The sequence below is a fragment of the Polyangium sp. 6x1 genome, from assembly GCF_029946515.1.
Lineage (GTDB): Bacteria > Myxococcota_A > Polyangia > Polyangiales > Polyangiaceae > Polyangium.
Window position 1 is genome coordinate 1 of sequence record NZ_JARZHH010000058.1, and the last position, 12,667, is coordinate 12,667.

The following is a 12,667-nucleotide window of genomic DNA, read 5'->3' on the forward strand; positions in this document are numbered from 1 at the left end:
GGCGGTGAGCTGCGGCGATCTCCGCCGCGAGCTGCGCGTCGGACGCCTTCCGCCGCGGCTCGGGGCGCTTGCACCAGGCGTAGAAGCCGCTGCGCGAAACGCCGAGGGCGTCGCAAAGCACGGTGACTGGAAAGATGGCCTTCTCCGCGGTGATGAACGCGAACTTCACTCGCTCTCCTTCGCGAAGAAGGCCGCCGCTTTTTTTAAGATCTCCCGCTCCATCTGCAGCCGCTTGACCTCACGCCGCAGCCGCACGAGCTCCTCGCGCTCGGCGCCCGTGAGGGTCTCGGGGGGTTTCTCCCCGGCGACGTTGACCTCGTCAGCTCTCACCCACTCGCGTAGCGCCGTTTCGGTAAGATCCAGATCCTTCGCGACCTTCGCGATGCTCCGATCCCCGATCTGGCAGAGCCGAACCGCCTCTGCCTTGAACTCCGCGCTGAACGATCTCCGCTTCCGCCTCGCCATGGAACTCTCCTAGCGCATCTCCGCGCCTTTGGGTTTGTCCACGGAAGTGGGGGAGGATCACGTGGCTCCCCGGCCGCGGCAACTTGACGCGCTGACTCGAGTTTGGAGTACCGTGCGCCCATGTGGCGCCTCTTTGCGAGCCTCGTCATCGCCCTCTTCGTCACCTTCCCGCTGTGCTTCGCCGCCGTCGGCCTCGCCGTCGAGTACGCGGCCGGCAGGCTGGTCGTCGACGATACCGCACTGCCGACGTGCATCGGCCTGGCCGTGCTCATCGCCCTCTCGTCCTTCGGCGCGCTCCGCCTCTTCCAGGCCTGGCGCCGGACCCGCCCGCCGCGCAGCGAGACCACCGAGACCCGCGGCTTCCTCGAGCGCTACGCCCTCGCCCACCCCGGCCTCTTCGAGAGCGCCCTCAGCTTCAACGGCTTCGGCCTGCGCTACCTCGACCCGCACCAAAGCGGCAGCGGCGTCCTGACCATGACCCTGTGGCTGACCGTCGCCTTCCTGCCGGTCGCGCCGGTCCGTCGCGAGCGCCTGCGCTTCCTCGGCCCCGAGAAGCAGCACGGCCTGCCCTTCGTCGTCACCTGGCAGACCGCCGCGATCCAGACCGTCGAACGCCTCCCCGTCGACCGCCCGCGCAGCCGCCGCGTCTACGGCTTCTACTACGGCTTGTTCCTGCCGCTCCTCGTCGCCCCGCCCGTCATCGGCTTCGTGACGCTGGTGCAGCGCCACTTCGACGTCGCGGCCTGGCAGTTCTTTACCGCGGTCGCGCTCTACTTCGTCTGGGGCATCGGCCTCGTCTTCGTCGAGCGCCGCGTCATGGGCACCCCCGGCGCCCTGTGAGCCGCGCGTCAGTGGTGTAGATGGGCGTGCCGCCACGCCATCGCGACGTCCTCAAAGCACTCGGCCTGGCCCCCGCGCACGCCGCCTGCGCGACGCCCGCGGCTACGTCCTGACCGGGTCTTGAACTCGATGCCATTCGCGTCGTTTCATCGTAAAAGAGCGGCTCACGAAATGCCGCTCCGGCAACGACCTGCGCGGCCCCTTTCCTTTCCAGGAGTTTCACATGCGTTCCCTCTTCATGCGCCGCACCACGTCGGGCTTCGTGGTCACGGCGCTTTTCCTCGGGTGCCTCGCGGGGCCCTTCGGCTGCGAGGCCGAAGGGCCCAGCGCGGCGAGCGGAGGCTCCACCGCAGACGCCTCCAGCTCGTCCACGAGCGGCAGCGGCGGCGCCGGCGGCATGATGACGAGCTCGTCCTCGACGAGCGGAACCGGCGGCAGCGGCGGCATGGGCGGCAGCGGCGGCATGGGCGGCAGCGGCGGCGTGGGCGGCAGCGGCGGCGCTGCCTGTGTCCCCGTCGACGACAACGACCCCTGCACCGACGACGTCTGCGAAAACAACGAGCCTGTCCACCTCCCCGCTTCCGGCGCTGCCTGCATTGACGGGGACACGTGCACCCAAGGCGACACCTGCCAGGCCGGCGCGTGCATGGGCAAACCCCTCTGCAACGGGGGCGCTACCTGCATGGCCGGCACCTGCGTCCCGGCCGCGTGCATGGGTTCGCTCGGGCTCCCTGGGCCTCCGCAGTCGCGGACGGTGAGCGATGCGACCTCCGTGGCCTCGGCGGACATCAACGGCGACGGCAAGCTCGACCTCGCGCTCACGGACGGCGGGGCCAGCCTCAAGCTCTACTTCAACCAAGGCAGCGGAACCTTCCCTTATCCGCTGTCGCTCACCGTCAACTCGTTTCCTCACTCGGTCGCGATCGGTGACCTCACCGGCGACGGCAAACCCGACTTCGTCGTCGCGAGCACCAATAGCCCCAACTTGAGCTTCATCGCGCAGGATGATAATTACTTCGGCGGCTACGCCCCCGCCGTCAACCTCCCCGTGGGCTCGGGCCCCCGGTCCGTGGCGCTGGCGGATCTGAACGGCGACGGGAAGCTCGACGCGGTCGCCGCGAACACCACCAGCAACAACGTCAGCGTGCTGCTCAACAAGGGCAATGGCTCTTTCGACCCCGCGGTCAACTACCCCGCCGGCACGGGCCCGCGAGCGCTCGTGGTCAAGGACTTGAACGGCGATGGCGTGCTCGACCTGGCCGTCGCAAACTGGCTCGCGAACAACCAGGCGCACGTGCTCCTCGGCCAGGGAGGCGGCACCTTCGCGGCGCCGGTCTCGTACCCGGTGGGCGCGGATCCCCGGGCGATCGCCGCGGGGGACATCAACAACGACGGCAAACCCGACCTCGCCGTCGTCAACAACGGCAGCGACAACGTGAGCGTGCTCTTGAACCAGGGCAATGGCACGTTCGCCGCAGCCGTCCACGTGCCCGTAGGCAACGAACCCACGGGGATCCAGGCGACGGACCTCGACGGCGACGGCCTCATCGACCTCGCGGTCACCAATAATATCGGGTACAGCGGCGCCGCCGACGTGACGCTGCTCTTCAACAAATACGATGGCAACCAGCTGCTCTTCGCCACCAAACAACACCCGGCGAGCGAGGGCGCCCAGGCGCTCGTCTCGACGGACCTCAATGGCGACGGCAAGCCCGATCTGGCCATCGCGGGCTCAACGACCAACTTGAACAGCCCGGACGACCTGACCGTGCTGCTCAACCAGGGCCAGGGCGCCTTCGGCCCGGTGGTCTACTCGACGGAGCTTGAGCCGCAGCCGCTCACGGCGGCGGACGTGGACAGCGACGGCAAGCTCGACCTCGCCGTCGTGAATTTCGGCAAGCAGAACGTCAGCCCCGGGCAATTGGCCGTCTTCCGCAACCTGGGTGATGGCACCTTCGCCTTCCCGGATGTCTACAGCGCCTCCCTGGGCTCCACGGGGGTCAAGGCGGGCGAGCTGAACGGCGACGGCAAACCCGATGTCGTGATCTCGAACATCGTCGGCAGCGTGAGCGTACGCCTCAACCAGGGCAATGGTACGTTCGGCCTCCCGGTCGAATACCCCGTGGGCGCCGACGCCTACGCGCCCGCGGTGGCGGACCTGAATGGGGACGGGAAAAACGACCTCGCCGTCGCCGATCTCGGCAGCGACAAGGTGGCCGTGCTGTTCAACCAGGGCAATGGCACCTTCGGTGCGGCGGTCACGTATGCCACGGGCGGCTCGCCGCGGTGGGTGATCGCGGCGGACCTGAATGGCGACGGCAAACCGGACCTCGCCACGGCGAATACGGCTGACGACAGCGTGAGCGTGCTCTTCAACCAGGGCGACGGCACCTTCGCCGCCAAGGTCGATTATCCTGGCATCCCGTCCGCCGTGTCCGTCGAGGCGGCGGACTTCAACGGCGACGGCAAGCTCGACCTCGCGGCGACGGGGTTTTCCGACATCCGCGTCCGTGTCTTCCTGAACCAGGGCGACGGCACCTTCGCCGCGCCGGTGGAGTATCTCGTGGGCCCGAGCCCGTGGTCGATCGCGATCGCGGACCTCGACGTCGATGGCAAGCTCGACCTCGCGGTGGCCAACAGCGACAACGCGACGGTCAGCGCGCTGCTCGGCAACGGGGACGGTACGTTCGGCGAGCAGGCGAGATACCCCGTGGGCCCGAATGCGCAGGCGGTCATCGCGGCGGACTTCTCGGGCGACGGCCGGCCCGACCTCGCGTTCGAGGCCACGAACCTGGTGGTCCTCAAGAACGTCTGCTTGCCCTGAAAACGAGATATTTCTACCCCGAACGCGGGGTCACGCCGCCGGCCTGGACGTGAACCGCCGGCGGCGCCCCGCGTCGGTCCCTTCACGAGCGATGACGTCTACTTGATGCCGAGCGCGACACCCTCGGGGTGGACGGCGATCAGGCGTCCCGTTTCGGCGTCGAATTCGAGGCCGACGTTCGCCGGGTTGCCACAATGACGTTTGGCGCCCGGAGGCAACGGAAGCAAGAGGCCCACGAAGATTCGACCGTCCCGATGGTGCTCGCGTACGCCGATGAACGGCTGCTGTCGGAGCTCCTCTGGCAGGAGAGGGACGAGGCTTTCGAGGTCGAAGCGGGGTGAATGCTCTGCCATGTTCACTCCCAATCGCCGTCCGTCGCGGAAAAGCCACAGAGCAACGGCAACGCCTACGCCGAGGAGGACGACAAGGACCGCGCTGTTCATGTTCCTTCTGTCCCTATCATGAGACGTTGGCGAGCGGCTACGAGGCGACCGAGAAAGACGACGCGGAGCAGCAGTCCGATGACGAGCCGGGCCCCGGACGGAGGTTCGCCCTCGGCGGAGCAGCCGCAATCGCTCGGGATGTTGATGCTCATTCTCCGCAGCTGAGGCGCTCAGGCAGCAGCAGCAGCGGCAGGTGGTAACTCGGGCTGCGGTACGTCGTCCTCAGGGTCGCGATGCCCGCGAAACCGGGCTGGCGCGCCGAAATACGGGCAGGGGCCTGCCTCGACATCACCTCCCGAAGCCGCGTTCCACGGTGGCATCGATCTTGAATTGACGACCTGACACATCGCCGTCGGCGCCGGCTCGGCGCGCGGCACCCCACGCTTTTACAAGAACAGAGGACTCGACGTGCGTTATCTCAAAAGCTCGCTCTCCAATTTGACGATCCCGGCTCTCTCCGCCCTGCTCCTCGCGGGCTGCGCCAGCGCTGACCCCTCCGAGGCCGACAGCCACGAAGGCGACGAGGTCGTGGGCGAGGCTCATGACGCGCTCACCGCCGAGCAGTGCAACTACTTCGATGTCAACGGCACGGTCCAGCTCTGCCACAAGACCAGCTCGACGATTCATCCCTACACGATCATCCGTGTCAGCGAGCAGGCGTGCGTCAATGCGCACAGCGCTCACAACGGCGACTACGTCACCAGCCTCGATCCGACCTCGCCGCTCTTCGACCCGACGTGCGGCGGCATGGGCTGCCTGCCCGTGAACGCGCCGTGCGACGCCACGGTGCCCTGCTGCGACGGCCTCACGTGCCAGAGCGGCACCTGCGTCGACGTCGACGAGTGCGCCGCCGGCACCGACAACTGCGACGAAAACGCCGCCTGCACCAACACCGCGAGCTCCTTTACCTGCGCCTGCAATGCGGGGTACGAGGGCGACGGCGTGAGCTGTACCAATATCGACGAGTGCGCCGCAGGCCCGTGTCAGAACGGCGGCACATGCACGGACGGCGTGGGCAGCTACACCTGCGCGTGCGCGCCCGGCTTCACCGGCGCCAACTGCGAGACCAATATCGACGAGTGCGCCGCAAGCCCGTGTCAGAACGGCGGCACCTGCGCCGACGGCATCAATAGCTACAGCTGCGCGTGCGCGCCCGGCTTCAGCGGCACCGATTGCGAGACCAACATCGACGAGTGCGCCGCAAGCCCGTGCCTGAACGGCGGCACCTGCGCCGACGGCATCAATGGCTACACCTGCGCGTGCGCGCCCGGCTTCGCCGGCACCAACTGCGAGACCAACATCGACGCGTGCGCCGCAAGCCCGTGCCTGAACGGGGGCACCTGCACCGACGGCGTGGGCAGCTACACCTGCGAATGCGCGCCCACCTACGAGGGGACCCACTGCGAGGCTTGCACAGGCACCCTCGCGGACTGCAACGGGAACTCGTCCGACGGCTGCGAGGTGAACCTCCAGAGCGACACCGAGAGCTGCGGCGCCTGCGGCAGCGCGTGCGCCACGGGCGAAATCTGCTCGAACGGCACCTGCCAGGCCGCGCCCACCGGCCAGGTCCCCGGCACGCCGGTCAGCTCCGCCGCGAACCACAACCCGCTGGCTCCGGCGGTCGCCGATGTGAATGGCGACGGCAAGCTCGACATCCTCGTGGCCAACGCCGAATCCGGATCAATTGTGACCCCCTCCGGCTCGTTCTCCGCTTTCCTCGGCAACGGCGACGCCAGCGTCCAGGCGGAGGCCAACTACGCGGGCGCCTCGCTCTCCAGCAACGCGGTCGTGGCCGCGGACGTGGACGGTGACGGGTGGCTCGACGCGGTCACCGTCGACGGCCAGACGAACCTGCCCCTCGTCAACGGAACCATCAGCGTCTACAAGAATCTGGGCCCGAGCGCGCCCGGAACCTTCGGCGCGCCGACGAGCTTCACCACCGGCACCCCGGGCTCCGTCCACCTCTGCACCGCCGACTTCGATCACGACGGGGTGGCCGACATCGCCACGACAAGCGTGACCCTGAGCCAGGTGAGCGTGATCCTCGGCACCGGCGGGGGCAGCTTCGGCGCGCCCTCGTTCATTACCATCCCGAGCACCGGCGGCGTGCAGTCGACGATCGCCTGCCGTGATCTGAATGGCGATGGCTTCTCCGATCTCGTGGTGACGAGCCCCGCCAGCGCACGCCTGTCGGTCCTCATCAACCAGGGCAACGGCTCGTTCGCCGCACCTGTCGCCTACGCCAACTCCGCCAACGGCCAGACGGCGGGCATCGCCTTCGGCGACGCCAACGGCGACGGCATTCTCGATATCCTCTCGAACGGCGCGGCCGGCCGGTTCCTCTTCTTCTTCAAAGGGAACGGCAATGGCACCTTCGCGAACGGCGTTCAGTCCACCGCCTCGGCCACGGCGGTCGCCAACTCGGCGCTGGGCGTCGTGGCCGATGACTTCAACGGCGATGGCAAGCTCGACGCCTACATCCTCGTGACGACGGCCTCGGGCGGCGTCCGCCCGATGACCGGCAACGGCACTGGAAGCTTCACCTCGGGCGCTGTCGTCACGACCGGCGCCTCGCCTGGCCTCAACGCCATCGCCACCGCCGACATGGACGCGGACGGGTACGCCGACCTCATCCTGACCAACCGGGGCTCTGGCACCGTGACCGTGGTCCCCAACGGACTCTGAGCAGGTGCCCGCGATACCGGGCAAGCGGGCGCGATAGGGCGGTATGCCCTGATTTCAGCGCGGTCTCGGCAGGGGAATCGGTGCACCCTGCCGAGCTCTTCACCGCTCATCCCGAGGGGTGTCCTATCCACCACGCTCCCTCGAGCCCCCCTCGGTACATCGTCACATAAAGCAAACCGGCGCTGCACCGCCGCCCCGAATGCGTGCCGGTGATCGTTTCAGGATACGGTCGACCTCCACACGGCAAGACGCGCGTACCTGGCACGAGCGGCCTCCTTCGATTTCGTGGCCAGCGAGGGCCCTGCATGTTGGGGCTCCGGGAGGCCCGCCACGGCTCGGCTTCCACTGCTGCTCGTGCGGGCATTTCATCGCGGCGCACGGATCACCCCCGCCTCGCTGCGCGGGGCCGTTGCCGTGGGAATCGTGCTTCATCGTCGGGTCCACTCCCACGGGAGCCTCCTCTCGGCTTGGACGCGTGTACAACATGGCCCACAGGCGAACCTCTTTCGTCCTGACCGGCGCGGTCCACGTGCCAGGTGGTATGTCAACGAAGATTTCCGAACAGCTCTTTGGGTTCGAATCCGAGCTTGCGAAGACCGACCCCATGGCTTGCTCTTCGCCCGGACCCTTGCACCTCATATTGTTCGTGGTAAAGCTCGTTCCGTTTTGAACGAGATGGACCCGTAAACCAAGGAAGGCCGTGTGGGGCGCCACGACCCAGGAGCCGCGCATGTCTCTCGTTCTGGCTCCGAGGTTCCCCCTCCCTTCACCACGGCGGCATGACAGGAACGGCATCGCTGCGCCCCCGTTGCGCTTGGGCGTGAAGAAGGGCGAATTCCCGTCCTGATGTGACCACCCTACGCGGGAGGCGTCGGGGGGCTCACGGGCCTTTCGCCATTGCCTCCTCTGCGCGCGAGCCCGCTCGCGTTCGTCCGGGGCATCCATCGGCGGCCATTTCGGGCAAACCCCGCGAAAGACCGATAGAACAACGACATGCGACACCTTCGTCTCCCCTTTTTGTGCGTGGCGCTCCTCACGGCCTGCGCGTCCGCCGAGACGAGCACGCCGCCGCCTCCGCCGCCGCCCCCCGAAGTCTCGGTCGTGTCCGTGACGCCGCACGCCGTGGTGCTCGAGGACGTTCTTCCAGGCCGCGTCGTGCCGGTGCGGGTCGCCGACGTCCGGCCGCTCGTGTCCGGCATCGTGCGCGAGCGGCTCTTCACCGAGGGCGACACCGTGAAGGCGGGGCAGACGCTCTATCGCATCGACCCCACGGTCTTCCGGGCCGAGGTCGCGAGCGCCGCCGCGACGACGGAGCGGCAACGCGCCGCCCTCGCGGTCGCGACACGGGAGGCCGAGCGCGCGCAGCGCCTCGAAACGACCGGCGCCATCGCGGGCCAGGCGGCCGATACGGCGCGCAGCACGGTCGACATCGCACGGGCCGACCTCGCCATCGCCGAGGCCTCGCTCGCGCGGAGCAGGGTCAGCCTGCGCTACGCCACCGTCACGGCCCCCATCAGCGGACGTATCGGTCTCTCCCGCGTCACCGAGGGGGCGCTCGTGGGGACCGCCGATCCGACGCCGATGGTCACGATCCAGCAGCTCGACGACGTGTACGTGGACATCCGTCAGCCGGTGATGCGCTACGAGGAGCTACGCAAGCGCCTCGCGCGGGGCGAGATCGAAACGAGCCAGGGCCTCCCGGTCACGCTGCTCTCGATGCGCGGCGAACCCTACGCAGAGCAAGGACGACTGCTCTCGACGGACGTGAACGTCGACCCGTCGACGAGCGAGTTGACGCTCCGCGTGCTCGTCAAGAACGCGGACCTCCACCTTCTGCCGGGGATGTTCGTCCGGGCGCGCATCCCCGTCGGCCGAGAGCCTCAGGCGATCACGGTGCCGCAGCAGGCCGTGCTCCACGATCCCGCGCTCGGGGAGAGCGTGCTCGTGGTCGACCCGGGCGACCGCGTCGTCGCGCGTTCCGTGACGACGGGTCGCATCGTCGAGGGACAGCAGATCATCCGCACCGGGCTCGCGTCGGGCGACCGCGTCATCGTCGAGGGACAAGAGCAGCTCAAGCCCGGCATGTCGGTGCGTCCCTCGAACTGGAAGCCGCCGCCGAACCGGCCGAGCGCGCCCTCCGAAGCTCCGGCGGCGACGGCCGCGCCGAGCTCCTCGCCACCCAACCCCTGACGCGGCGCGCATGCCCGCAAACGAATAACGAGATCATGCCGCGTTTCTTCATCGAGCGCCCGGTCTTCGCGTGGGTCGTCTCCCTCTTCATCGTTTTGCTCGGCGTGCTCGCGCTCGGGCGCCTGCCGGTCGAGCGCTACCCGAGCGTCGCGCCCCCGAGCGTGAACGTGACGGCCGTGTACCCCGGCGCGACGCCCTCCACGATGAGCGAGAGCGTCCTCGCGCCCATCGAGCGCGAGATCTCGGGCGTGCCGCATGTGCTCTACTTCGAGTCGTCCTCGGACACATCGGGCGTCGCGCAGATCTCGATCACGTTCGAGCCGGGGACCGATCCCGAGCTGGCCCAGGTCGCGGTCCAGAATCGTCTGCGCACCGTGGAGCCACGACTGCCGCAGACGGTCCGGCAGATCGGCCTCGCCGTCGAGGCCTCGACCTCGAACTTTCTCTGCATCGTCGATCTGCGCTCGCGCGATGGCCGCTACGACGAACAGACGCTCGGCGACTTCCTCTCGCGGGGCCTCGTCGAAGAGCTGAAGCGCATTCGTGGCGTGGGCAGCGTGCAGGTCTTCGCCGCCGCGCGCGCCTTGCGCGTGTGGCTCGACCCCGCGCAGCTCGCGGCGCTCGAGGTGTCGGTCGAGGACGTGGCGAACGCCATCCGCGCGCAGAACGCGCAGGTTTCGCCGGGCCGGGTGGGCGACGCGCCGACGGTCCCGGGACAACGCGTGACGATTCCCCTCGTGGTGAAGGGTGAGCTCGAGACGCCCGAGGAGTTCGGCGCCATCGTGCTGCGCGCACGCTCGGACGGTTCGCGTGTCCTTTTGTCGGACGTGGCCCGCATCGAGCTCGGCGCGCAGAGCTACCGCACCTCGACGCGAACGGACGGCTCCCCCTCGGCTGGCGCGGGCGTGATGCTCTCGCCCGGGGCGAACGCGGTGGAGACGGCAGCGCTCATTCGCGCGCGCGTCGCCGAGCTCGCCGATGGCTTCCCGGATGGGATCGAGGTCGGCATTCCGTACGACACGGCGCCTTTCGTTCGCATTTCGATCGAGAAAGTCTTCAAGACCTTCTTCGAGGCCATGGCGCTCGTGTTCGTGGTGATGTTCATCTTCCTGCAGAACCTCCGCTACACGCTGATACCCGCCATCGTCGCGCCGATCGCTCTGCTCGGCACGTTCGCCGTCATGTATGCGACGGGGTATTCGATCAACGTCCTGACGATGTTCGGGATGGTGCTCGCGATCGGCATCATCGTCGACGATGCGATCGTCGTGGTCGAGAACGTCGAGCGCATCATGGCGACCGAGCGCCTCTCGCCCAAGGAGGCGACGAAGAAGGCGATGAAGGAGATCACCGGCGCGGTCATCGGAATCACGCTGGTGCTGTCGGCCGTGTTCATTCCGATGGCGTTCGCGTCGGGCTCGGTCGGGACGATCTACCGGCAGTTCAGCCTCTCGATGGCGGTGTCGATCCTGCTCTCGGCGTTCCTCGCGCTCTCGCTGACGCCCGCCCTCTGCGCGACCCTGCTCAAGCCGGTGCACGCGCACCACGATGCAAACCGCGGCGTGTTTGGGCCTTTCAATCGCGGCTTCGCGTGGCTCACCGAGCGGTACGGCCGGGGCGTCGGGCGCGTGGTGAAGCGGAGCTGGGTCGCGCTCGTCTCGCTCGTTGCCATCGGCGCCGGCGCGGCATGGCTCTTCCGCGCGTTGCCTGGCTCGTTCCTGCCCCAGGAGGATCAGGGCTACTGGATCTCGAGCGTCGCGCTGCCTTCGGATGCGACGGCCGAACGTACCGATCAGGTGATCCGCTCGTACGAAGCCTACGTTCGCGAGCGACCGGGCGTGCGTTCGGTGGTGGCCATCCAAGGCTTCGGCTTCTCCGGCTCGGGCCCGAACGCGGCGCTCATGTTCACGATCCTCAAAGACTGGGACGCGCGCGAAGGCGCGACGGCCGAGGGAGAGGTGCAAGCCGCGAACGAGCGTTTCGCGAGCCTCCGCGACGGAATGATGTTCAACGTCATTCCACCCTCCATCGATTCGCTCGGCACGAGCGCCGGGTTCGCGATGCGCCTCGTCGATCGACGCAACCAGGGGCAAGCTCGTCTGCTCGCAGCACGCAATCAGCTCCTCGCCGCTGCCGCGAAGAGCCGCGTGGTGCAGGGGGTCTATCCGGAGGGTTTGCCCGACGGTGCGTCGGTGCGCGTGGAGATAGATCGTCAGAGCGCAGAGGCGTTCGGCGTGTCGTTCGCGTCGATCAACGCGACGCTCTCGGCGGCGCTCGGCTCGATGTACGTCAATGACTTCCCCAACGCGGGGCGTCTGCAGCAGGTGATCCTCCAGGCGGAGCCCGGGGTGCGGATGCAGCTCGACGACGTGTTCGCGCTGCCGGTGCGCAACCAGGAAGGTCGCATGGTCCCGCTCTCTGCCGTGGCCACACCTCGGTGGGAGCGGAGCCCGCTGCAGCTCGTTCGCTACAATGGGTATCCCGCGATGCGTCTCTCCGGCACCGCAGCGAGCGGCTTCAGCAGCGGAGAAGCGATGGCCGAGATGGAGCGTCTCGTTTCGCAGCTCCCCCCGGGCTACGGCGTCGAATGGACGGGGCTCTCGTATCAGGAGCGTCTCTCGGGCAACGAAGCGCCCGCGCTCCTCGCGCTCTCCCTGCTCGTGGTGTTCCTCGTGCTCGCCGCGCTCTACGAGAGCTGGTCGATCCCCGTGTCCGTCATGCTCGTGGTTCCCCTCGGTTTGCTGGGCGCGCTCCTGGCGGTGAAGCTGCGCGGCATGCCGAACGATGTGTTCTTCAAGGTCGGTCTGATCACGCTCATCGGGCTTTCCGCGAAGAACGCCATCCTCATCGTGGAGTTCGCCAAGCAGCTCGAAGAGGAAGGACGCTCGGCGGCGAGCGCGGCCATCGAGGCAGCACGATTGCGCTTGCGTCCCATCCTCATGACGTCGCTTGCATTCGCACTCGGCGTCGTCCCCCTCGCGATCGCAAGTGGCGCCAGCGCGGAAACACAGCGGGCACTCGGTACCGGTGTCCTCGGCGGGATGATCAGCGCGACGGTGCTTGCACTTTTGCTCGTCCCCGCGTTCTACGTCGTCGTGAGAAGCGTGGTGAAGCGGCTCTCGCCTGGAGCCGCTGGCCGCCGCCCGGAGGCTGCGCCTTCCATTCAACCTGCCGAGTGAGCGTCAAGGCGCGGCGTACGTCCCCGCGCCCGCGGGCGATC

At 68.1% G+C, this 12,667-nt stretch carries 6 protein-coding genes and 1 pseudogene; 5 read left to right on the forward strand and 2 right to left on the reverse strand.

The annotated features are described in order from the left end of the window. Nucleotides 1-465, reverse strand: a pseudogene (locus QHF85_RS37210) (transposase); the annotation flags it as partial. 120 nt (nt 466-585) lie between these two features. On the opposite strand from QHF85_RS37210, the gene QHF85_RS37215 reads away from it, so the two are divergent. After that, the gene (locus QHF85_RS37215; protein WP_281332162.1) at nt 586-1,305 is read left to right on the forward strand and encodes a hypothetical protein; all 720 of its coding nucleotides are present in this window, start codon (nt 586-588) and stop codon (nt 1,303-1,305) included. 223 nt (nt 1,306-1,528) lie between these two features. Further along, nucleotides 1,529-4,129 carry a VCBS repeat-containing protein gene (locus QHF85_RS37220; protein ID WP_281332163.1) on the forward strand — a complete coding sequence of 867 codons (2,601 nt, stop codon included), beginning with the start codon at nt 1,529-1,531 and terminating at the stop codon, nt 4,127-4,129. 98 nt (nt 4,130-4,227) lie between these two features. Here QHF85_RS37220 and QHF85_RS37225 read toward each other — a convergent pair whose 3' ends face one another. Then, nucleotides 4,228-4,482 (reverse strand): hypothetical protein, encoded by a 255-nt coding sequence (locus tag QHF85_RS37225; RefSeq protein ID WP_281332164.1) that lies wholly within the window; start codon nt 4,480-4,482, stop codon nt 4,228-4,230. A gap of 498 nt (nt 4,483-4,980) precedes the next feature. Between QHF85_RS37225 and QHF85_RS37230 the strand changes: the two genes are divergently transcribed. The 3 genes from QHF85_RS37230 (at nt 4,981) to QHF85_RS37240 (ending at nt 12,626) form a co-directional block, all read left to right on the forward strand. Then, complete coding sequence (locus QHF85_RS37230; protein WP_281332165.1) at nt 4,981-7,257, forward strand: FG-GAP-like repeat-containing protein; 2,277 nt, start codon at nt 4,981-4,983, stop codon at nt 7,255-7,257. A 993-nt stretch (nt 7,258-8,250) separates the two neighbouring features. Then, nucleotides 8,251-9,447: an efflux RND transporter periplasmic adaptor subunit gene (locus QHF85_RS37235; RefSeq protein WP_281332166.1), complete on the forward strand. Its 1,197-nt coding sequence runs from the start codon at nt 8,251-8,253 to the stop codon at nt 9,445-9,447. Between the two features lie 35 nt (nt 9,448-9,482). Next, nucleotides 9,483-12,626, forward strand: a complete 3,144-nt coding sequence (locus QHF85_RS37240; RefSeq protein ID WP_281332167.1) for a multidrug efflux RND transporter permease subunit — start codon at nt 9,483-9,485, stop codon at nt 12,624-12,626. Nucleotides 12,627-12,667 lie beyond the last annotated feature (41 nt).